The organism is Cognatazoarcus halotolerans, from assembly GCF_009800965.1.
Taxonomy (GTDB): Bacteria; Pseudomonadota; Gammaproteobacteria; order Burkholderiales; family Rhodocyclaceae; genus Cognatazoarcus; species Cognatazoarcus halotolerans.
Map to the genome: position 1 here is coordinate 272,668 of NZ_WUAF01000002.1, position 22,933 is coordinate 295,600.

The 22,933-nt window shown below is 59.2% G+C and carries 18 protein-coding genes; all 18 read left to right on the forward strand.

Features of this window, described 5'->3' with window-relative positions; translation table 11 throughout:
• Window positions 1–75: 75 nt before the first annotated feature.
• The 18 genes from GQB03_RS04220 to GQB03_RS04305 all read left to right on the forward strand — a co-directional run bounded on the left by GQB03_RS04220 (window position 76) and on the right by GQB03_RS04305 (window position 22,814).
• On the forward strand, window positions 76–822 hold the full coding sequence (locus GQB03_RS04220; RefSeq protein WP_159684803.1) for an ABC transporter ATP-binding protein: 747 nt from the start codon (window positions 76–78) through the stop codon (window positions 820–822).
• A gap of 5 nt (window positions 823–827) precedes the next feature.
• A complete protein-coding gene (locus tag GQB03_RS04225) occupies window positions 828–2,234 on the forward strand; it encodes a DUF1302 family protein (RefSeq protein ID WP_235026941.1) in 1,407 nt (468 codons plus the stop codon).
• Between the two features lie 279 nt (window positions 2,235–2,513).
• On the forward strand, window positions 2,514–3,101 hold the full coding sequence (locus tag GQB03_RS04230; RefSeq protein WP_235026948.1) for an XrtA/PEP-CTERM system exopolysaccharide export protein: 588 nt from the start codon (window positions 2,514–2,516) through the stop codon (window positions 3,099–3,101).
• Between the two features lie 39 nt (window positions 3,102–3,140).
• Window positions 3,141–4,691, forward strand: coding sequence for an XrtA system polysaccharide chain length determinant (locus tag GQB03_RS04235; RefSeq protein WP_159684805.1), 1,551 nt, complete (start codon window positions 3,141–3,143; stop codon window positions 4,689–4,691).
• Window positions 4,692–4,704: 13 nt separating this feature from the next.
• Window positions 4,705–5,682: an XrtA-associated tyrosine autokinase gene (locus tag GQB03_RS04240; protein ID WP_159684807.1), complete on the forward strand. Its 978-nt coding sequence runs from the start codon at window positions 4,705–4,707 to the stop codon at window positions 5,680–5,682.
• A complete protein-coding gene (locus GQB03_RS04245) occupies window positions 5,660–7,189 on the forward strand; it encodes a TIGR03016 family PEP-CTERM system-associated outer membrane protein (protein WP_159684809.1) in 1,530 nt (509 codons plus the stop codon). Before GQB03_RS04240 ends, GQB03_RS04245 begins: the two co-directional genes overlap by 23 nt.
• A 10-nt stretch (window positions 7,190–7,199) precedes the next feature.
• The gene (locus GQB03_RS04250; protein ID WP_159684811.1) at window positions 7,200–8,273 is read left to right on the forward strand and encodes an XrtA/PEP-CTERM system-associated ATPase; all 1,074 of its coding nucleotides are present in this window, start codon (window positions 7,200–7,202) and stop codon (window positions 8,271–8,273) included.
• The gene (locus GQB03_RS04255) at window positions 8,270–9,115 is read left to right on the forward strand and encodes an XrtA system polysaccharide deacetylase (protein WP_159684813.1); all 846 of its coding nucleotides are present in this window, start codon (window positions 8,270–8,272) and stop codon (window positions 9,113–9,115) included. The genes GQB03_RS04250 and GQB03_RS04255 overlap by 4 nt, the downstream gene beginning before the upstream one ends.
• A 23-nt stretch (window positions 9,116–9,138) precedes the next feature.
• On the forward strand, window positions 9,139–10,176 hold the full coding sequence (locus GQB03_RS04260) for a FemAB family XrtA/PEP-CTERM system-associated protein (protein ID WP_159684815.1): 1,038 nt from the start codon (window positions 9,139–9,141) through the stop codon (window positions 10,174–10,176).
• A gap of 11 nt (window positions 10,177–10,187) precedes the next feature.
• Window positions 10,188–11,852 carry an exosortase A gene (gene xrtA / locus GQB03_RS04265; protein WP_159684817.1) on the forward strand — a complete coding sequence of 555 codons (1,665 nt, stop codon included), beginning with the start codon at window positions 10,188–10,190 and terminating at the stop codon, window positions 11,850–11,852.
• Window positions 11,849–13,024: a TIGR03088 family PEP-CTERM/XrtA system glycosyltransferase gene (locus GQB03_RS04270; RefSeq protein ID WP_159684819.1), complete on the forward strand. Its 1,176-nt coding sequence runs from the start codon at window positions 11,849–11,851 to the stop codon at window positions 13,022–13,024. The genes xrtA and GQB03_RS04270 overlap by 4 nt, the downstream gene beginning before the upstream one ends.
• Window position 13,025: 1 nt before the next feature.
• Window positions 13,026–14,951 (forward strand): XrtA/PEP-CTERM system amidotransferase, encoded by a 1,926-nt coding sequence (locus GQB03_RS04275; RefSeq protein ID WP_159684822.1) that lies wholly within the window; start codon window positions 13,026–13,028, stop codon window positions 14,949–14,951.
• An 18-nt stretch (window positions 14,952–14,969) separates the two neighbouring features.
• Entirely contained in the window at window positions 14,970–16,211 is a 1,242-nt protein-coding gene (locus GQB03_RS04280; protein ID WP_159685299.1) for a TIGR04063 family PEP-CTERM/XrtA system glycosyltransferase, read from the forward strand.
• A 1-nt stretch (window position 16,212) separates the two neighbouring features.
• Window positions 16,213–18,138 (forward strand): asparagine synthase (glutamine-hydrolyzing), encoded by a 1,926-nt coding sequence (gene asnB / locus GQB03_RS04285; protein WP_159684825.1) that lies wholly within the window; start codon window positions 16,213–16,215, stop codon window positions 18,136–18,138.
• On the forward strand, window positions 18,135–19,352 hold the full coding sequence (locus GQB03_RS04290; protein WP_159684828.1) for a TIGR03087 family PEP-CTERM/XrtA system glycosyltransferase: 1,218 nt from the start codon (window positions 18,135–18,137) through the stop codon (window positions 19,350–19,352). Before asnB ends, GQB03_RS04290 begins: the two co-directional genes overlap by 4 nt.
• Before the next feature lie 47 nt (window positions 19,353–19,399).
• Window positions 19,400–20,716, forward strand: a complete 1,317-nt coding sequence (locus GQB03_RS04295) for a nucleotide sugar dehydrogenase (protein ID WP_159684831.1) — start codon at window positions 19,400–19,402, stop codon at window positions 20,714–20,716.
• Complete coding sequence (locus GQB03_RS04300) at window positions 20,707–21,723, forward strand: hypothetical protein (RefSeq protein WP_159684834.1); 1,017 nt, start codon at window positions 20,707–20,709, stop codon at window positions 21,721–21,723. Before GQB03_RS04295 ends, GQB03_RS04300 begins: the two co-directional genes overlap by 10 nt.
• 53 nt (window positions 21,724–21,776) lie before the next feature.
• Window positions 21,777–22,814: a glycosyltransferase family 4 protein gene (locus GQB03_RS04305; protein WP_268817520.1), complete on the forward strand. Its 1,038-nt coding sequence runs from the start codon at window positions 21,777–21,779 to the stop codon at window positions 22,812–22,814.
• The last annotated feature ends 119 nt before the right edge of the window (window positions 22,815–22,933 follow it).

A 22,933-nucleotide genomic window follows, 5' to 3' on the forward strand; every position in this document is an offset into this window, starting at 1 on the left:
CAAGCGTCGACGTGTTCTTTCGAAAGCTGGCATGGTGATATCCTCTTAACATCTTGTCTGCGACTGTATACCGGGATGGCAATCGTAAAACTCGAAAATGTTAGCAAGCATTACCGCTTGGGAGAGCAGGATGTGACGGCTGTGAGCGATGTTTCGCTCGCAATCGAGCCAGGCGTCTTTCTGGCCATCGCCGGCCCTTCGGGTAGCGGAAAATCCACGCTTCTGAACATCATCGGGTGCATCGATACGCCGAGTAGTGGCAAGGTGGTCGTGGAAGGCAAGGATGTCTCGGGACAGACGCCGGACCAGCTTGCCGACCTGCGTGCCCGTACCATCGGCTTTATCTTTCAGACCTTTAATCTACTTCCGGTTCTGTCTGCGGCAGAAAACGTCGAATACCCCCTGCTGCAGTTTCCTGAGCTTGGCCAGGCCGAGCGCGATGCGCGGGTTGCTCGTTATCTGAAGATGGTCGGGCTTTCCAAGTATGCGGATCACCGGCCCAATCAGCTTTCAGGCGGCCAGCGTCAGCGAGTCGCGATTGCACGTGCACTCGCTACCCATTCCAGGATCGTGCTTGCCGATGAGCCGACGGCGAATCTGGACCGCAAGACCGGTGAGGAGATTCTTCGATTGATGAAGAAGATCAATCGCCGTTACCAGACGACTTTCATCTTTTCTACCCACGATCGGAGGGTAATGAACATGGCCGATCGCCTGGTACGTATCGAGGATGGCCGAATCACGCAGCTGGGTGTCCGCAGCGACGAAGGATGGGTGTTCGTGCAGGATCAGACGCGCGGCGAGGAAGCACCCGAGGTATAAACACGGTGACCAACGGTGCGCGGCGACGCGGATGCTCGGTGCTGCGCGCCCGTTTCGACTCGTGCCCAACCCTACTCGAGAAGGAAAATGTGATGCCTGAAACCAGAAAGGCGCTGATCGCCGGTCTGACCATGCTGCCATTATTGGTATTTGCCTCGGACGATCTGGATGCTCTATTGACGCTGCCTGGCGACAAACCCGCAACGCCCCGAATTGCCGGTTTCGTGGAAGGTGCGGCTGCTTACACATTCTCCGAACCGACCCATTGGTCGAAGCTGCGTGTTCGTGGAGAGGCAAGCGCGGGGGGGCAGCTAGGTGCCGGCGTTAAGTGGAAGCTGGGGGCGAGGGCCGACATCGATGGCGCCTACACGCTGGAGGATGATTTCTATCCTTCCGCCGTCCAGCGAAATCAGCGCTCGGAGTTGTCTCTGCGAGAGGCTTATCTGGATGTCTCCGCCGGTGAGTGGGATTTTCGGCTTGGGCGACAGCATGTCATCTGGGGTGAGATGGTCGGCCTTTTTTTTGCCGATGTGGTTTCGGCGCGCGACACACGTGAATTCTATCTGCCCGAGTTCGATCAGTTGCGGATTCCCCAGTGGGCCGCGCGTGCCGAATACTTCATGGATGACGTCCATGCGGAGCTGCTGTGGATTCCCTTTCCGGCAATAGACAATATCGGTAAACCCGGTTCCGATTTCTATGGTTTCGTTCCGACGGTGCCGAACTACCGGATTGCCGGCGAGGAGCGTCCGGAGCAGCGACTTGGCAATTCCAATTGGGGAGCGAGGTTGTCTACGCTGGTGTCGGGTTGGGATATGAGTGCATTTTTCTATCGGAGCACCGACGTATCACCGACCTATTATGGGAGTGTCGATTTGACCGGAGGCGCTCCGGTAATCGTGTTCACACCGCGCCACGACCGGATTCGCCAGATCGGAGGTACTTTCTCCAAGGACCTGGGGGGGGCTGTCTTCAAGGGCGAATTGGTCCACACCCACGGACGCGCGCTCAATACCGCGGATCCGGCGGCACCGAATGGCTTGCATGAGACAGACATGGCCGACATGGTGGTTGGCCTCGACGTGCCGGTGCGCGACGTCTGGCGCGTCAACGGCCAGCTGTTCGGCCGGCGACATTTTTCCGCCGATCCGCTGACCGGTGTCGATGCCAACGAGACCGGCTATAGTCTTTTGCTTAACCGGAGTTTCGGGGATTCACTCGAGGCGGAGGTGCTCTACGTCGCCACGTTCAATCGTGGTGATTTCATGGTTCGACCGAAAGTGGTCTGGCAGATGGATCCTCTTTGGCGACTGCAGGGCGGGGTGGATCTTTTCGGCGGTGATCGGACGGGCCTTTTTGGACGTTTCGATCACAGCGATCGCGCCTACGTGGAGGTCCGCAGATCGTTCTGACGCCCGGAAGGGCTGCCCCAATTGCCGAGTGCTCGAGCCGGAAGCGCCGCTCCGAACCGATGCAGCGCTGACAGCTGATTCGGGCGGGGTTTTTTCAGTTTGCATAGTTGGGAAGAAGTATCTTGTATATTCCCGCCGCGTGCATTTGTTCCTACGCCCATGCGCCGTGTGCCGGTAGCATCGGTGAAATCCTGTACGGGCATGCTTGCCCGTCCGTCTGGCCGAAGAAGTGAGGTGATCATGTCCAGTTTGCGTTGTTCGGTTTTCTCGATTTTCCGCATGGTGGCCATTGCGCTGCTTGCTGTTGCCGCCGCGGGTTGTGCCACCCAGTTCCCGCCGGCACCTCCTGCCGCTGCATCGGCGGATTACAACTATCTGATCGGCCCGGGCGACAGCGTAAGCATTCAGGTCTGGCGCAACCCGGAACTGTCGTCTTCCGTGCCAGTGCGGCCTGACGGCAAGATCACAGCCCCCCTGGTTGAGGACCTTCCCGCAATGGGCAAGGATCCCAGTACGCTTGCGCGTGATATCGAGAAGGAACTCGCCAAGTACATTCGCGATCCGGTCGTGACCGTTATCGTGACCGGATTCGTCGGGCCGTACAGCGAACAGATCCGTGTGGTTGGCGAGGCCGCCAAGCCGCAGACCCTGCCTTATCGCCAGAAGATGACCCTGCTTGATCTCATGATTGCGGTGGGGGGCATCACTGACTTTGCCGATGGCAATCGGGCCACGATTCTGCGCACCTCCGAGGGCAACAAGCAATACAGCGTGCGGATCAAGGATCTCATCAAGGACGGCGATGTGTCTGCCAACGTCGAGATGCGTCCGGGCGACGTTTTGATCATTCCGCAGAGTTGGTTCTGAGCATAAACCACGGCCTGCCGGCCGGTTGAGAGTGAGTTGATGGAAGATATCGTCAGACAATTGATTGGCTATGTACGTGCCATGTGGCTCTACCGCTGGTGGGGGCTGCTGGCCGCGTGGCTGGTCGGCATCGCTGCCGCCATCGGCATTTACATGCTGCCGGATCGGTATGAATCCTCGGCGCGGATATTCGTTGATACGCAATCGGTATTGAAACCGCTGATGTCGGGGCTGGCGGTCCAGCCGAATATCGACCAACAGGTCACTATTCTCAGCCGCACCCTGATCAGCAGGCCGAACATCGAGAAACTCATACGGATGGCGGATCTGGACCTCACGATCAAGAATGAAAAGGACCGTGAGGCCTTGATCGACAAGATGACTCGGAGTCTCGCCATCCGCAGCACCGGCCGCGACAATCTCTTTACCCTGTCGTATCAGGATGAGCAGGCCGAGCGCGCCCGCCGGGTCGTTCAGTCCTTCGTTTCGATCTTTGTTGAGTCGGGTTTGGGTGACAAGCGAAAGGACACGGATACGGCGCGGCGCTTTATCGAAGAACAGATCAGCGGATATGAGCAGAAGCTCGAAGACGCCGAGAATCGGCTCAAGGAGTTCAAACTCAAGAATATGGCAATGATGGGCGAGGGGCGGCCCGACTATTTTTCCCAGCTGTCGAAGGTAACTGCCGATCTCGAGCAGGCGAGACTTGAACTGCGTGAGGCGCAGAATTCGCGTGATGCCCTTAAGCGTCAATTATTGGGTGAAGAGCCGGTGCTGTTGCCGCAGGCTCAGGCGCCATCGCTCTCCTCGGTGTCGATTCCCGATATCGACGGACGGATTGATGCCCTGAAGAAGAATCTGGATGGAATGCTTCAGCGTTTCACCGAGGCGCATCCTGACGTAATCGGTACCCGGCGAGTGATTGCTCAACTCGAAGAACAGAAGAGAAAGGAGATCGAGCTTCGCAGCAAGGAGGCCCCGAGCCAGTTCGGATCGCTCAATTCCAATCCCGTGTATCAGCAAATGAAGCTGGCGATGGGTGAGGCTGAGGCGAACGTCGCGTCCTTGCAGGCACGGGTGTCCGAATACCAGAGTCGGTACGACGCGCTCCGCAAGGCATCGCAGCTGGTGCCTCAGATCGAGGCCGAGTACGCGCAGCTGAACCGAGACTACGAGATCAACAAGAAGAACTACGAGTCGCTCGTCGCTCGCCGCGAGTCCGCGAACATGTCGGTTGAAATGGAGTCGACCTCGGGCATTGCCGAATTCCGCTTGATCGATCCGCCCTCGATTCCGTTGAAACCGGCGGCTCCGAACAGGGTGCTTCTCATGCCTGCTGGCGGTGTGGCCGCGCTTGGCGCGGGATTGGCGCTGATGTTCCTCTTGAGCCAACTGCGTCCTACGTTCCAGGATGCGAGAGTACTGCGCGAGATCTCCGGTCTTCCCTTGCTTGGTACGGTGTCGATGATTCCTGACGATGGGCGCAAACGCAGGGCCAGGAATTCGAACCTCTTCTTTGCCGGTGGCTTGGCCGGGCTGGTCGGCTGCTTTGCAGTGCTGACGGCAATGCTTGCCATCATGCAGGCTTGACCAGGAGTTAGCCGTGAGTCTTATCGAGAAAGCTGTAGAGCGACTGGACAAACTCAAACAGGCTGGTGCGCAATTGCCACCTGCCGACGAACAACAAGCGGCCGAGACCACTGATTCCCGGGGCGCTGCCGAGCGGGCCAGGGTGCAGACGAAGGCTGCGCCAGCCGAGCGGGGCCTGCAAGCGGGCGACGGGGAGGCTTCGCCGGCACCTCAGCGACCTGTCGTCGATGTGAAAATTGATCTCAAGCGTCTCAATGAGCTCGGCATGGTGACGCCGGATCAGCCGAAATCGCTTATCGCCGAACAATATCGCCTCGTCAAGCGGCCCTTACTTACCAATGCACAAGGCCGTGGGGCTCAGCAGATCGAGGCGGGCAACCTCATCATGGTTACGAGCTCGCTCCCTGGAGAGGGGAAGAGCTTCACCGCGATCAATCTCGCAATCAGTATCGCCATGGAACTGGACTACACGGTCCTGTTGGTTGACGCAGACGTGTCGAAACCGTCGGTGCTGCGCAATCTTGGTTTGCCGGCGGCAAAGGGGCTCATGGACGTGCTCGTCGGCGAGCAGATGGACCTTTCCGATGTACTGCTGCGGACGAATATCGACAAATTGAGCATTCTTCCGGCGGGTATGGCCCACGAGAGGGCGACGGAACTGCTCGCGAGCGACGGCATGAACCAGCTCCTCGAAGAAATGGCGACCCGTTACGCTGACAGGATAATCATTTTCGACTCGCCGCCGTTGCTGGTCACCACCGAGGCGCGAACGCTGGCGACGCACATGGGGCAGGTTGTGATGGTCGTCGAAGCAAATCGTACGACGCATTCGACCGTGCAGCAGGCCATCGCGACGATCGAGGCCTGCCCGGTGAAGATGATGCTGCTCAACAAGGCGCGCGAAAGTGGTCCGGGCGGATATTACGGATATGGTTATGGCTACGGTTACGGTTACGGCGGGAGTGGGGATGGACGTGTCGAAGCAGCCTGAAGCTTCGATGTTGCGACCGATCTGTCGGGCGCTGATGGCATGCGGCCTTGTTTTCGCGTCGGCGTCAGCATCGGCACAGGGTGTCATGGTCAGCGAGACTTTGAGCGTTTCCGAAACCTACACCGACAATGTCGGTGCCGCCAATAACGGGACTGCCGGGAGTGACTGGATCACGCAGATTTCGCCCGGGGTGGCGATTTCCCGAAAGTCCGGACGCTTGAGCGGTAGTTTCGCGGCATCGTTGAACGGACAGTTTTACGCGAATGATTCGAGTCGCAATACCTCGTATCTCCAGTTGACCAGCAATGGCGCGTTCATTGCGGTGGATGACATGCTCTTCGTCGATTTTGGCGCGTCCATCAAACGCGAGAGCGTTTCCGCCTTCTCGTCGGGAACGCTAGGCGACGAGCTGAATTCGTCGAACCAGGAGCTGGTCCGGCGTTTCTTCCTGGCTCCGAGACTCGCATTCCGTCTTGGCAAGGATATCAATGGAAATCTGAGCTACCGTCAGGAGTGGACAAGTGGCGGTGGTCAAGTGCTGGATAGTCGCAACCAGCGCACGGCTATCCTGAGTCTTTCGAACCCGTTGGCATTTGGTCCCTTTGGGTGGGATATCAACTACCAGGACAGGGAGAGCGACGGAGGCAGCGCCATCAGATCGGTTGCGAGCCAGACGGCGCGCGCAACCTTGATATATTCGGTTTCGCCTCAGCTCAATCTGAGAGTGCTTGGGGGGCACGAGCGAAACGACTATACGGTAGGCAAGGACGTGTCGCGGAGCTTCAGCGGCGGCGGCTTCGACTGGCGTCCGACCGATCGTACAGATTTCTCTGCTACTGCCGAGAACCGCTTCTTTGGCACGGGATATAACGTTTCGTTCAATCACCGAATGCCGTTGAGCAGCTTCGAGCTTGGCTATGTTCGAGATGTCGCATCCACCGAGACGACTGCGTTCGTCAGTGCCGCCGACCTGCTTTTCCCAGGGATTTATGATGCTCTGACGACGATTTCGGACCCCGCCGAACGAGAGGCTCAGGCCCGTGCCCTGGCTGTCCTGCTTGGTAGCGGCGTGCCACCGATCGGTTTCATCACCAATACGGAATTCATTGATCGCAGTGCCTGGTTCGGTTTCACGATCAACGGTGCACGGAATACGCTGGCATTTCGTTCGAGCCGCTCGGAGCGCTCGGCGCTCTCCCCGGATCTGGCGCTCGTGCCGGGCGATGATCTCGCCAAATACTCGAGAACGATCACCAAAGCCTCGTCGATCTCCCTTCAGCATCGCTTGAACGGTCTTTCGTCGTTGACCCTGTCGTACTCGGTGAGCGATGCGAAGGGTGAGGGCATAACGGTGCAGGACGTGAGCAGACGTGCCTTGACCGGAGGGTTCAACACCAAGTTGAGCCCGCGCACGTCCGTGTCGCTCGTGCTTCGCCACCAGTCCGCGTCCGGATCCTACGATTACACCGAAAACGCGCTTGTTGGCTCCGTCAGCACGCGCTTCTGAGCAAGTCACGATGTACGAAGCCTATTACGGATTTTCCGGAAAACCATTCCAGCTGAACCCTGATCCTGCTTTTTTCTTTGGGAGCCGGGGACACAGACGGGCAATGGCCTATCTTGAGTATGGTCTCCATCAGAACGAAGGTTTCATCGTTATCACCGGTGAGATCGGCGCTGGGAAGACCACCCTCGTGCGCAGTCTGCTCGAGAAACTCGATCCGTCCAGAGTCGTGGCAGCGCAACTCGTGAGCACCCAGATCGATGCTGACAACATCCTGCGATTGGTGGCTGCTGCGTTTGGTATTCCATCACGCAGCCTCGACAAGGCGGATCTGCTGCTGGCGCTCGAAGCCTTCCTCGTGGCCACGACCGCGGCCGGAAAGCGCGCCCTGTTGATCGTCGATGAGGCACAGAATCTCACACAGGGGGCGGTGGAAGAGCTACGCATGCTGTCCAATTTCCAGCTAGAGGATCATTCCCTGCTCCAGAGTTTTCTGATCGGGCAGCCGGAGTTCAGGGAGATGATGCAGAGTCCGCAGATGCAGCAGTTGCGCCAGCGGGTCATCGCTTCCTACCACCTCGGACCACTTGATGGTGAGGAAACTCGGGCATATGTGGAGCACCGCCTGGGCCACGTGAACTGGAACGGGAAGTCGCCCCGTATAGAGCCCGAGGCCTTTCACTCAATCTATGCTGCAAGCAGCGGAATTCCGCGCAGAATCAATACCCTGTGTGACCGCCTTCTTCTTGCCGGCTTTCTTGCCGAGAAAAAGGCGCTTGGGCCCGATGATGTTGCGGCCGTAGTCGAGGAACTGCACGAAGAGCACATGGCTGGCGGCGCCGGTGATGCGGTCGTCCGTCCGATTTCCGGCCCGGTGGCGTCACGGCCGACAGGGAATCTCTCGTTGGCAGGAGTCGAGCTGGACCCCGAGATTGCCGGCCGCCTGTCAGAACTGGCCGGCAGTTTCGATGCACAGCGATTCGAGGCCCGTCTTGCGAACGTCGAGAGGACTCTGGCCGCGACCCTGAGTCTGCTCAACGAGCTTGCCGACAAGCGTCAGGCAAAGGATCGATCGGGAGCGGCATGAGCACCTCGAGCGACATTGCGAATGCGCTGACCATCGACGTGGAAGATTATTTCCAGGTTTCGGCGCTCGCTCCGCACTTTCCACGCAAGACCTGGGACGTCGTTCCGTGTCGAGTCGAACGCAACGTCGAGCTCATTCTCCATCTTCTGGAAGAGCACGGCACGAAGGCGACCTTCTTTACCTTGGGCTGGATTGCCGAGCGCTATCCGCAACTGATTCGCCGAATCGCGGCTGCAGGACACGAAATTGCAAGCCATGGTTACGGCCACGCGCGCGCAAGCGAACAGTCCCGCGAGATATTTCTTTCGGACGTGAAGCTCGCCAAGGCGGTACTTGAGGATATCGCCGGGGTTCCGGTCAGGGGCTACCGTGCGCCGAGTTTTTCGATCGGCAAGGCCAACCTGTGGGCGCATGACTGCCTGCTCGAGAGCGGGCATGCTTACAGCTCGAGCATCTACCCGGTTCAGCACGATCATTACGGCATGCCCGACGCGCCGCGTTTCCCGTATCGCGCCGAAAGCGGTCTCCTTGAAATTCCCGTGACGACCGTACGCTGGATGGGACGGAACTGGCCTGCGGGAGGCGGTGGATACTTCAGGTTGCTTCCTTACGGCGTATCACGGTGGGGTATTGCCCGTGTCAATGAGTGTGACAAGCGTCCTGCGATATTCTATTTTCATCCTTGGGAGCTCGATCCCGGTCAGCCCCGTGTGACCGGAGCCACAGCCAAAACCCGCTTCAGGCATTACGTTAACCTCGATCGAACGGAAAGCCGGCTCAGCAGGCTTCTCGGCGACTTTGCCTGGGGGCGGGTGGATCAGGTATTCGAGGAAGCACGCTGAATACAGATACGGCAGGACAGGAAATGGATCGGGTGAGAATTAGCGTTGCCGTGATGGCAGAACAGGATCGGTCGCGCTGGGATGCCTTTGTCGAAGCGCATCCGATGGGAACATTCTTCCATCTTTCGGCGTGGCGCGGGCTGATTGAAGGGATCTTTCGTCACAGGACCTGGTTCCTGATGGCGGAACGGGCCGGCGAACTCGTCGGCGTCCTGCCGTTGGCGCAGGTAAAGTCGCGGCTCTTTGGCCATGCGCTGACCTCGCTACCTTTCTGCGTCTATGGCGGCGCGATCGGTGATGCCGAGGCTGTCAGCGAACTCGAGGCTGAAGCAGAACGCATCGCCCTCCAACTGGGCGTTCAGCACCTGGAGTACCGAAACGTTGAGCCGCGACATACGGACTGGCCGCGCCAGGATCTTTATGTCACTTTCCGCAAGGCCATCGACCCCGATGTCGAGGCCAACATGCTGGCGATTCCGCGAAAACAGCGGGCGATGGTGCGCAAGGGCATCAAGAACAATCTCGTCAGCCGGATCGATGATGACGTCGACCGGTTCTTCGCTCTCTACGCGGATAACGTGCTTCGCCATGGTACTCCCGCCTTGCCCAAGCGCTTCTTTGCTGCTCTAAAGCACACCTTTGGCGAGTGTTGCGAGGTACTTACCGTGACGAACGAGGCTGGCAAACCGCTCTCGAGCGTCCTTTCCTTTTATTTCCGCGATGAGGTGCTGCCGTATTACGCAGGTGACGATGTGGCCGCGCGGGACTTTGCCGCCAACGATTTCAAGTATTGGGAGTTGATGCGCCGCGCCTGCGAGCGGGGATGCAAGGTGTTCGACTACGGTCGCAGCAAGATCGGAACCGGACCGTACAGCTTCAAGAAGAACTGGGGTTTCGAGCCGCAGCCACTCTCCTATGAGTACCGGCTCTACAAGCGCGAAGGTGTGCCGCAGAACAATCCGATGAACCCCAAGTACCGGGCCTTCATCGCCCTGTGGCGGCGTCTGCCGATCGGCGTGGCGAATGCGATCGGACCATACATCGTCAGAAATCTCGGTTAGACAGGAATCCGATGAATCAAAGCCTCTCCAACGCAGAGCTTCGACCCTCGCCGGCGCGGGTGCACCTGTCGTCGCGCGAAGAGCTTGCGCACGGCGGCGCTCCGCTCGCCCATGAAGCTGCGGTGGCGTCCCGTGGTGCGGCCATGGGCCAGACCATCCGGAATCGGCGCCTATTGCTCGCGGCGCTGGTTCTTGCCGTGGTGTTGATCCCTGCGATCTACCTGCAAACCTTCGAGTCCATCGTTTCCATCTGGATCCGGACCGACACCTACTCCCATGGCTTTCTCGTCGCACCGATTTCCGCATACCTGATCTGGCGGCGGCGACATTTGCTGAACGGTCTCGAGATGCGACCCGCGTGGATCGCGCTGCCCTTCCTGCTCGCCGCCGGGGTCGCCTGGATTCTGGGGACCATTGGCGGTGTCCTGAGCCTGACCCAGTTCGCCATGGTCGGCATGATTCCCTTGCTGGTGTGGCTTGTCGCAGGTCGCCGGATCAGCGCGCAGATTCTCTTTCCGCTCGGATTTCTTCTCTTCGCCGTCCCGTTCGGCGATTTTGCGCTCCCGGTGCTCATGGACTGGACCGCCCTGGCCACGGTGGACGGGCTGAGATTCCTCGGCGTACCGGTTTACCAGGAGGGGCTGCATTTCATTGTGCCAAGCGGTGCATGGTCGGTCGTCGAAGCCTGCGGCGGGGTTCGCTACCTCATCGCCTCGGCGATGATGGGTTTCCTGTACGCCTATACTGCCTATCAGAGCCGCTTCAAGCGGATCATCTGCGCTGTGGTCGCCTTGATCCTGCCGATCCTTGCGAACTGGCTGCGGGCATTGCTGATCGTGCTGATCGCACATGCCTCCGACAACAAGCTCGGTACCGGAATCGATCACCTGTTCCTCGGCTGGGTACTGTTCGGCATCATCATTCTTTTGGCATTCTGGCTCGGGCGACGATGGGAGGACGAAGATCCCGTCGCCTCGAGCAGACCGGGCATCGCTGGCGGCGTCACGCCAAGCGCCTGCCTGCTGGCCCTGGCCGTCGGCCTCGCGTCGATAATCGTGTGGCCCGGTGTGGCGCGAAGCCTTGACGGTGCCGCTGCGGTGCGAATCGATGCGTCGCCGATCAGTCCGGCAATCGGCTGGACCGTCGTTCCCGAGCGCCTCGCGGGGTTCGAGACCGACTTCAAGGGCGCGCACCAGGAGCTCACCCAGACTTTCAAGGAAGGCGACACCACCGTCGGCCTCGATGTGCTGCTGTATGCCGGCCAGCACCAGGGCAGCGAGATGATCATGTTCGGCAACGAACTGGTCAATGTCGACAACAAGAAGTGGCATGTTCTTGCGGAGAAAAGGATATTGATGGACGGTGCCGATGGCCATGGCAGGCCTGCCATTCAGTCCGTCGTCAAGGGTCCGGCAGCGACGCTGTTGGCGCGCCAGAGCTTCTGGATCGAGGGCTATTGGACGAGCGATCCGCGCATGGCCAAGTTCTACCAGGTCCTCGCGAAGATCCTCGGGCGGGGCGACCGTTCGGCGGTCGTGGTTACCTACACGTCCATGGACCTCGAGACGGATGTGGCAAGTGCCGCGCTGGACGCATTCACCCGCAGTCATCGAACGGCGATCGAGTCGATGCTCGCGGAGGCGTCCGCAACCACCTCGCCGGTGGACAGCCGATGACAGGCTCCGACAGACGGCCCTTGATCGCACATGTGATCTACCGTTTTGCGGTTGGCGGGCTCGAGAACGGCGTTGTAAATCTGCTGAACAATCTGCCCAGGGACGGTTATCGTCACGCGCTGATATCGCTGACCGATATCACCGAGTTCTCCGTGCGACTGAGCAATCCCGAGGTCGGCCTGTATGCGCTCCACAAACCCGAAGGGCAGACCTGGCGGGTGTTTCCCGAGATCTACCGGCTGCTCAGAACGCTCCAGCCTGCGATACTGCATAGCCGGAACCTGGCTGCGCTGGAAACGAGCGTGCCGGCCTGGGCGGCAGGGGTGCCTGTGCGCATTCACGGCGAGCACGGATTCCTCGACCTCGATCATCGCCGGGTGAGCATGAAGTCGCGGATGCTGAGGCGCATTTACCGGCCGTGGGTCGATCACTACGTCACGGTGTCCGCATCCCTGGCCGGTTTCCTGCAGACGGGTGTAGGCGTTCCGGCGACGCGAATTTCGCAGATCTACAACGGCGTCGATACCGAGCGGTTTGCGCCCGTCGGGGCGCGGGCGAGCGACCGTCCGTTCGACTCCGATTCGCATTTCGTCATCGGTACCGTCGGTCGCATGCAGGCGGTCAAGGACCAACTGACCCTGGTGCGAGCCTTCATCCAGCTTGCCAAGCTGCGACCCCGGGGCTTGAGCCGCATGCGGCTCGTGCTCGTCGGCGATGGTCCGTTGCGCAGCGAGGCTCAGCGCCTTCTGCACGAGGCCGGGCTGAACGAGCTCGCTTGGTTGCCCGGCGAGCGAAGCGATATCGCAGCGCTCATGCGCGGCATGAGCCTCTTCGTCCTGCCTTCCCGTGGCGAGGGGATCTCGAACACCATCCTCGAGGCGATGGCGAGCGGCTTGCCGGTGGTCGCGACTTCGGTGGGGGGCAACCCCGAATTGATTGACGATGGTGTCAACGGTGCCCTGGTGGCGCCCGAGGATCCGCAGACGATGGCGCTGCGACTGGCCGAATACGTCGATTCGCCCCGCCTTGTCGAGAGCCATGGCAGCGCCGCCCGCGAGAAGGTCGAGGCGCGCTTCAGCCTGGCAAGGATGATGGCGGCCTACGACCAGCTCTACCGGCGCATGCTCGCGAGGACTGCGGACAGCTTGACGAACCAACGGGAGGCCGCCTGAAATGTGTGGGTTCGTAGGTGTCTTCGATATGCGCCAGCGTCGCACCGTGCAGCAGGAACTCCTGCAGCGGATGAATGAAGCGCAGCACCACCGGGGCCCCGACGAGGGGGGGACCCATATCGAGCCCGGTCTTGCGCTCGGGCATCGGCGTCTGTCCATCATTGACCTGGCGTCGGGGCAGCAACCGCTGTTCAACGAAGATGGCTCGGTCGTGGTCGTCTTCAATGGCGAAATCTACAACTATCAGGACCTCATTCCGGAGCTTCAGGCACTGGGTCACCAGTTCAGGACGCGCAGCGACACGGAGGTGATCGTTCATGCGTGGGAGTCGTGGGGTGAATCGTGCGTCGAGCGGTTTCGCGGAATGTTCGCATTTGCGCTTTGGGATCGTAATTCCGAATCGCTCTTCCTGGCTCGCGACCGACTCGGCGTAAAGCCGCTTTACTATGCTCAGCTGCCTGACGGGCAATTGCTGTTTGGTTCCGAGCTGAAGACGCTGGTCGCCCACGGCGGAATGCCGGTCGACCTCGACCCTCTGGCGGTGGAGGATTACTTTGCCCTCGGCTACATTCCCGAGCCCCGCTGCATATTCACTGCCGCGAGAAAGCTGCCGCCGGCGGCGACGCTTCTCGTCAGGCGCGGGCAATCTCTACCGGTACCGCGGGAATATTGGGATGTCCGATTTGACCCGGACGCCTCGATCGACGCGGTGGCTGCCGAAGAAGAACTCGTCGCACGCCTTCGCGACTCCATTCGCCTGCGCATGATTTCCGAAGTGCCGCTGGGAGCCTTTCTTTCCGGTGGGGTAGATTCGAGCGCGGTGGTCGCCTTGATGGCAGGTCTGTCGAACGGGCCGGTGAATACGTGTTCCATATCGTTCGATGATCCGGCCTATGACGAGTCCGCCTATGCACGTCTGGTCGCTGAACGATACGAGACCGCTCATCACGAGGATCTGGTCCAGACAGACGATTTCGAACTCGTTGACACGCTGGCCTGGCTCTACGACGAGCCCTTTGCCGACAGCTCCGCGATTCCCACATACCGGGTCTGCCAGCTTGCGCGAAAACATGTCACCGTGGCCCTATCAGGGGATGGCGGTGATGAAACCTTCGCAGGTTACACGCGCTATCGGACGCACCTTTCGGAAGAGCGGTTGAGGTCGGTCTTGCCGCACACGCTGCGACGAGGCCTCTTCGGTGGACTCGGATGGCTGTACCCGAAAGCGGACTGGGCCCCGCGGGTGTTTCGTGCAAAGGCAACCTTTCAAGCCATGGCGCGCGATTCCGTCGAAGCGTATATGCACAGTGTTTCGATTCTTCCGCTTGCCGCCCGGCAGAAGCTTTTCTCCGGGAAAATGCGAAGCGAACTGGGCGGATACAGGGCGGACGATACCTTCTACCGGCATGCGGCTCGCGCGCAGACCGATGATCCGTTATCGATGGTGCAGTATCTCGATTACAAGACCTACTTGGTTGGCGATATCAATACCAAGGTCGATCGGGCGAGCATGGCTCACTCGCTGGAAGTCCGCGAGCCCCTCATGGATCACGAACTGATCGAGTGGGTTGCAAGGCTTTCTCCGCATTTGAAGATCAGGGGCGGCGAGGGGAAACACATCCTCAAGCATGCGCTTGAACCCCTTCTGCCACACGACGTCCTCTATCGGCGCAAGATGGGTTTTGCTGTTCCGCTGGCGAGGTGGTTTCGGGGGCCGCTTCGCGCACGCCTGCGTGAATCGCTGCTCGAGGGGCAGCTGATCGGGACCGGTTGGTTCAATCAGTCTTATCTGGAGGAATTGATCGACAATCATCAGTCGGGTGTGCGCGATTACTCGTCGCCACTCTGGGCGCTGCTGATGTTCAATGCATTTCTGCGGCAGTATGCAGGGGATGCGTCAATTTCTCCGTCCGACCGAGCAGCCTGAGCCTCTTGTCCAATGACTTTGCGGATACTTCACTTACTCGATCATTCATTACCCCTTCACAGCGGGTATGTTTTCCGGACGCTCTCCATCTTGAAGGAGCAGCGCAAGCTTGGTTGGGAGACTTACCAGCTGACATCGCCCAAGCAGGGGCATGCATCGACAGAACTCGAGTCGTTCGATGGCTGGGAGTTCTATCGCACACCCCCATCGGAAGGCGTGTTGGGGCAACTGCCGGTACTGCGTGAATTGCAGTTGATGAGAGCGGTCGAGCTTCGGCTGGAGGAACTTGCCGTACGCCTGTCGCCCCACGTCATCCACGCCCACTCCCCGGTTCTGAACGGTCTCCCTGCGACGTGGGTCGGCCGCCGATTGGGTATTCCCGTGGTTTACGAGATGCGTGCGTCCTGGGAGGACGCCGCCGTCGATCACGGTACGACGACGGAAGGAAGCCTGCGCTACCGGCTGTCTCGCTGGCTAGAGACGCAGGCACTCAGGCGTGCCAACCAGGTGACCACGATTTGCGAAGGTTTGCGGGGCGATATCATCGCTCGCGGCATTTCCCCGGCAAAGATCACGGTCATTCCCAACGCCGTCGACGTGAATACCTTCGAGTACGATGTGCCGCCCGATGAGGCGCTCAGAAGCGAACTGGGACTCGGGGGAGCCACGGTTCTTGGGTTCGCGGGCTCGTTCTATGGATACGAGGGGTTGGACTTGGTTGTCGCGGCGATGCCACGCCTGCTCAACGCCTTTCCCGATATCCGGGCACTTTTCGTCGGTGGTGGACCCCAGGAGTCCGCCCTCAAGGCGCAGGTGGCTTCCCTCGGCCTCGACGACCGGGTGATCTTCACCGGCCGTGTTCCGCATTCCGAGGTTCATCGCTATTACAACCTGATCGACGTCCTTGTCTACGCGCGCAAATCGATGCGACTGACCGATCTGGTCACACCGCTGAAGCCGCTCGAGGCCATGGCGCAGGGTCGTTTGCTGGTCGCCTCCGACGTTGGTGGCCATCGTGAGTTGATTCAGCACGGCCATACGGGCCTTCTGTTCGAAGCGGGAAACGTCGAGGCGCTCGCGCGGAGCATCACCGAAATGCTGACGCATCGTGACGAATGGGAGCGAATGAAGCGGGCCGGGCGCTCGTTTGTGGAGTCGGAGCGCAACTGGACCAACAGTGCGGCAAGGTATCGCGAGGTTTACTCACGCCTGTTGCCTGCCGAACAGCAGGGCCTTCTGGGTCTGGCCGGAGCCGTCTGACATGTGCGGAATCTACGGCATCGTGTCCCTCGACGGACAAGCGATTGATGGCTCCATTCTCGATGCAATGGGTGGGGTTACCCGTCACCGCGGTCCAGACGACCTTGGCGCACACGTCGATGGGCCTTGTGCCATCGGGATGACGCGTCTATCGATCATCGATCTTGAAGGTGGGCACCAGCCGATTGCGAACGAGGATGAAACGCTATGGCTCGTGTGCAACGGTGAAATCTACAATTTCCGGGAGCTTCGGGCCGAACTCGAGGGGGTCGGCCACCGTTTTCGTACCAGATCCGACAGTGAAGTGCTTCTTCATGCGTACGAACAGTGGGGCGAGGAGTTTGTTCATCGCCTGAACGGGATGTTCGGTTTTGCACTGTGGGATTCGAGAAAGCGGAAACTCCTCATCGGCCGGGACAGACTGGGCATCAAACCGATCTACATCTACAGGGATCGGACAAGGCTGATCTTCGCAACCGAGGCGAAAGCGATCCTCGAAGTACCTGGCGTTCCTCGACGGGTGGACGGTACGGCCCTTCATGCCTACCTCCAGCTCGGTTATGTTCCTGCTCCGTTCTCGCTCTTCGAAGGGATCCGCAAGTTGCCGATTGCGACGCTGCTTTCGGTAGAGGGTGGCACCGTATCGGAAAGCGGCTATTGGCAGATATCGTCGTCCATCGACCGTACGATGTCGGAGGCCGAATGGGCTGCCCGGGTGCGAGCGGAAATCGAGCGCTCGGTCCGAAGCCAGATGGTCAGCGACGTACCGATCGGGGCATTCCTCTCGGGCGGCATCGATTCGAGCGCGGTTGTCGCGTTCATGGCGCGCGAAACCGATCTGCCGATCAAGACCTACTCGATCGGGTTCGAGGGCGGCAGCGCCGAATCGCTGTACAACGAGCTGCCTTACGCGAGAAGGGTTGCCGAACTGTTCGGGACGGAGCACCACGAAATAGTCGTCAAACCGGACGTCATCGGCCTCCTGCCTCGCCTGCTCTGGCACATGGACGAGCCGATTGCCGACAGTGCTTTCCTCACGACCTATCTTGTCTCGGAGTTTGCGCGTCGCGACGTCACCGTGATCCTTTCCGGTGTTGGAGGGGATGAGCTTTTCGGAGGCTACCGGCGCTATCTGGGCAACCATTACGTCGAACGCTTCGATCGGCTTCCCGGGTTTCTGAAATCCGGTGCGCGGGCGGTTGGCAGAATGCTGCCGAGTGACAGGCACTCGTCGGCGCTGAATGTCATGCGGCTTGCAAAGGGGTTTCTGGCGAGTTCGACTCTGAGTTTCGAGGAGCGTTATCGCGCATATTTGCAGATCATGCCGGAGGATCAGGCAAGAAGCCTCTTGAATGCAGCGCCATCGAATCCGTTTGACGCCGTAAAGAGTGCATTTGCGCTTGCGTCCGGCGCGGACAGCCTGAATCGGATGATGGCGGTCGACGCGCTCACGCAATTGCCGGACGACCTGCTCATGCTGACTGACAAGATGAGCATGGCCGTGTCGCTCGAATGTCGCGTTCCGCTGCTGGACCACGAACTTGTGCAGCTGGCGGCCGCGATGCCCGAGAGTATCAAGGTGAAGGGCGGGGAGCTTAAGCACGTCATGAAGATGGCCCTCAAGGACGTTCTCCCGCAGGACATCCTGCATCGGAAGAAGCGTGGTTTCGGAACCCCGATTGGCGCATGGCTCAAAGGACAGCTGGCAACCGTTCTCGACCACGTATTGCGTCCGGAGGCAATCCGCTCGCGCGGTTTGTTCGATTCGGCGACGGTCGCGGGGCTGATCTCGGCCCACCGGGCCAATCGCGAAGACTATACCGACGCATTGCTGGCCCTCATGAATTTCGAGATCTGGGCGTGCATGTATATTGATGGACGGTCGCCTGAAGACGTGACCGGTGAACTGAAGGCAATCATCCGATGAACATCCTCTATGTGTGTCATCGCTTTCCGTTTCCGCCGAAGCGCGGAGGAAAGATCCGACCTTTCAACATGATCCGGCACTTTTCCGAAGCGGGTCACAAGGTGACGGTCTGCTCGCTGGCCCGGTCAGAAGACGAAGCGGAAGAGGGGCGGGGCATCGCGCCGCACTGCGAGCGTTTCGAGATGGCCGTCGTCAGCAATCCGTTTCAGACACTTCGGATGGTTGCCAGGCTCCCGACCCCGACGCCATCCTCACTGGGCTATTTCTACTCGCGAGGCTTGCAGCGGGCCATCGATGCCGCGCTCGAACGGGAGCGATTCGATCTCATCTTCGTGCATTGTTCGTCGGTGGCCCAATATGTGGAGCATGTGCGAGATATCCCGAAGATTCTGGATTTCGGGGACATGGATTCACAGAAATGGCTCGAGTACGGGAAGTACAAGCCTTTTCCACTCTCACTCGGCTACAGGCTCGAGGGGGCAAAGCTGGAGCGTGAAGAAAAGCGGCTTGCGCGCCGATTCGACATGAGTACCGCGACGACGCGAGCCGAGTGGGAAACGCTTGAAAGCTACCGTGCGGCCAATCTGACGGACTGGTTTCCCAATGGCGTGGATGCCACCTTTTTCAAGCCCGACGGTGAGGGCTATGACGAGGATACGCTGAGCTTCATCGGGCGCATGGATTACTATCCGAATCAGGAGTGCATGCTTGAGTTCTGTGCAAAGACCTTTCCCCTCGTGCGGGCGAAGCGGCCCAGCGCAAAGTTGCTGATTGTCGGAGCCGATCCGTCGCCCGAAATTCGCAGGCTCGGCGAGCTTCCCGGAGTCACCGTGACCGGATCGGTCCCGGACGTCCGCCCCTACATCCTTCGTTCGGCCGCCATGGTGGCGCCGCTCAATATAGCCAGGGGTACCCAGAACAAGATTCTTGAAGCCATGGCAATGGGTGTGCCGGTCGTCACGAGTCCGATGGGGGCTGGGGGCGTCGATGCGCTTGATGAGGAGCATTTCCTGGTTGGCAAGACCCCCGAAGAGTACGCTGACCGCGCGCTTCGTATCATGGAGGACGCCGATGAGCGTGAGCGTCTCGCCCGTGCGGGCAGACAGCGCATGCTGACAAACCATGACTGGTCTGCGTCGATGCAGCGGCTGGACGGCATCGTTGACCGGTGTATCGACTCCTTCCGGCGAAAGCGCGGACCCGTGGCGGCGTGAGCCCGCGCAGTCCGCGAACGATTCAATCTATCTCGTGAGCAAATAATATGAACTTGAGCATTTTCGGTCTCGGCTATGTCGGGGCAGTGTCGCTGGCATGTCTCGCCAGGGACGGTCACAACGTGATCGGGGTCGATATCGAACCTGCAAAGCTCTCGCTCATCCGCGAGGGCAAGACGCCTGTGGTCGAAGAAGGGATGATTGAACTGATGGCTGCCGTTGCGGCCAGCGGCAGGGTGTCGGTGACTTCCGACGTTGCCGCAGCGGTGGGCGACAGCGAGATTTCGTTGATCTGTGTCGGCACGCCTTCGGCGGCTAACGGAAGCCAGGATCAGTCGGCGGCGTTGCGGCTGGCGAAGGACCTCGGTGCGGCGATCCGCAACAAGACCCAGCCCCATGTATTCGTGTTCCGTTCCACGCTTGTTCCCGGCACCGTCGAAGACGTTCTTCGGCCGATCATCGAGCGTGAATCGGGAAAGAAAGACGGCGAGGGCTTCCATCTTTGCTTCCAACCTGAATTCCTGCGTGAGGGCTCGTCGATCCGCGACTACGACCGCCCGCCCTTTACGGTCGTCGGTTCCAATCATCCCTATGCGATCGGAAAGTTGAAGGATCTGTTCGGGCATCTGCCGTGCGAGTTCCACGTTACATCCGTGCGGGCGGCCGAAATGCTCAAACTCTGCTGCAACAATTTTCATGCGCTGAAAATCACCTTCGCAAACGAGACCGCGCGGCTCAGTCATGCTCTTGGAGTCGATCCGTTCGAAGTCATGGAGTTGGTTTGCAAAGACAAGCAACTCAATATCTCTCCGGCCTATCTCAAGCCCGGATACGCCTTCGGTGGTTCGTGCCTGCCGAAGGACCTGCGCGCCACCATGCACCTGGCCAAACAGCGCGACGTCGAGTTGCCGATGCTCGGGGGGATTCTCGACTCCAACCGGCAACATGTCGAACTTGCCTTGCACCACATTCTGTCAACCGGCAAGCGCAAGGTCGGCATGATCGGTCTTTCCTTCAAGACGGGTACCGACGACCTGAGGGAAAGCCCTCTTGTCACGCTTGCCGAGCAGCTCATCGGCAAGGGACTAGATCTGTTGGTCTACGATCCGGAAGTGCACCTCTCCCGCTTGCTCGGGGCCAACAAGAGCTTCATCGAGCGCCACGTTCCCCATATCGGTCGATTGATCCGCGAGGATATCAATGAGGTGATCGACAATTCGGAACTGCTGATCGTCGGCCTGTCCGGCGGAGCGGTGTCCGACGCCGTGCAGGCGCGTGCCACGGCGGAGCACACGATCGTGGATCTTGCTCACATGACCGATGTCAAAGGGGTCGTACCCAACTACATAGGATTGTGCTGGTGACACCGACCGGTCGCGAGCGGCGCCTGCGATTCGCACTGCTCGCAACGTGCTGTCTGCTGCTCGCGCTTCTTGCCGTACTCGCTTCCAAGGCAGTGCCGCTCTCGGAGGCGGTGCGCCTTCGTAACGCGCTGCACTTCGACTCGGCGCCCGCCGCCAGTTTCGAGTGGACGCCCTCGTCGCGCCCCGACGATTTTCTTGTCGAGGATGCGCCCGCCGATGAGAGGCTGCTGCAGGCCGCAGCGGCTGCGGGTGTCAGGCCCGAAGCGGGCGACTGGGCGAACGCGCTCGCCATTTCCTCCTATCTGACCGAGCATGCGGAGGGCAAGGGGGGCATCGACGACGGCCTCTTCGTGGTCCTGAAAAAGATACGTGAAGGCTATGGGGCGTGCTCCGATTTTACCCAGGCTTTCATCGGGATCGCCTCCGCGAGCGGGCTTTTCGCGCGCGAGTGGGCGTTTTCCTTCGATGGCTACGGCGGCGATGGGCACGCCGCCATCGAGGTATTCGACCGCCAACAGCAACGCTGGATCTACCTGGATGTATTCAACAACTTCTTCGTCGAGGATGCCGCAAGCGGGAGGCCATTGAGCGCGCGCGAGTTCCGCGATGCACTGAAGGGGGATCCTGATGCAATCGTCATCCGGAAGGCCGGCGCCGGTCGTCCTGGGTTTGCATGCGAGGAAGTCCTCCGAGAATACTACCGGGCAGGGGCGGACGAGTGGTATCTGTGGTGGGGCAACGCCCAATTGAGGCGTGAGGGCGGATCGTTGCAGGCAGGCTTGCGCAGCATCCATCCCTATCTCGCCCGGGCCTACGCGAGCATCGTCGGCGATGTGCCGGACATCAAGGCTGTTGCCAGCGCCACCAACGCTCCCCAGCGGGCGCGCATGGAGCGACTTCGCACCACATTGATTACACTTGTACTTGCAATTGCAGGTACGTTAATTTTGCTTGTCGGTCTGATTTCTATCGTCCACCAAATTGACCGAGAAAAATCGTGCGAGTAATGGACCGAATGAGACTTTCTTTAGTCGGTCCCGTTCCGCCTCCGGTCGGGGGTATGGCAACTCAGGCTATGCAATTGCTGACAAATCTTCGTGAGGAAGGATACTCCGTCGAACTGATAGAGACCAACGCTCCATATCAACCGTCATGGATGCGCAGGGTTCGGGGTCTAAGGGCGGTTGCTCGTCTTATTCCGTTCACCTTTCGTCTATGGCGTGCCGTGGGTCGAAGCACAGTCATTCACGTATTTGCCAATTCTGGTTGGGCATGGTGGTTATTTGCTGTTCCAACCATCTCTATCTCTCGCCTGCGAAGAGTTCCAATAGTTGTTAATTACCATGGCGGCGCCGCAAAAGATTTCTTTGTTAGCAAAAAAACTCTCGCACTGCTGCCACTAAAAATGGCAGACGCCATTGTAGTCCCATCTAAATATCTCGAGAACGTTTTCGCGAATCTTGGGGTTCGCACCGAAATAATACCAAACGTAGTCGATACAACCAGATTCCATCCACGTCCAGAAATGCGTGATCCCGAGAAGTTTCATATCGTGATGACACGAAATCTGGAGCCAGTCTACGATATTGCAACCGCACTGGCAGCGTTTTCCTTGGTGTTAAAAGAACTTCCGCAGGCATATATCAGTATTGCAGGAGTCGGGCCAGAGCATAAACGCCTTATCAACATCTGTGAAAATCTCGGAATTCGTGAGCGCGTCGTATTCGTTGGACGGATTGAAAATTCAAAAATCCACGAATTCTATCAATCCGCCAATCTGATGCTCAATTCCAGTCTGGTTGACAATCAGCCGGTCTCAATTCTCGAAGCGTATGCTGCCGGCGTACCAGTAGTTTCGACAGACGTAGGAGGAGTTTCTCAAATTGCAACGCATGATCGCACAGCATTGCTGGTGCCCTCGGGTGACCCTGTCAGAATGTCGGAGGCGATTCTTCGGATCGCACGCGACCCTGACCTCGTCAAACGCTTAACAACTTCCGGCTTGGTAGAAATCAGAAACTATACATGGAAACACATTCGCGTTAAGTGGCAAGCCTGCTATGAGCACCTTACTCAAGGGGCTAAAAAACGGGGCTGACTGTCTACACCCCATGAAGCGAACTAGTTCGCCGAGCAATTAATGGAAAATTAAAATAGTTGTGGAGTTGGCAGCGAATGCATTTTCTATCAAGTATATTTATCAGGCCAGTTCAATCC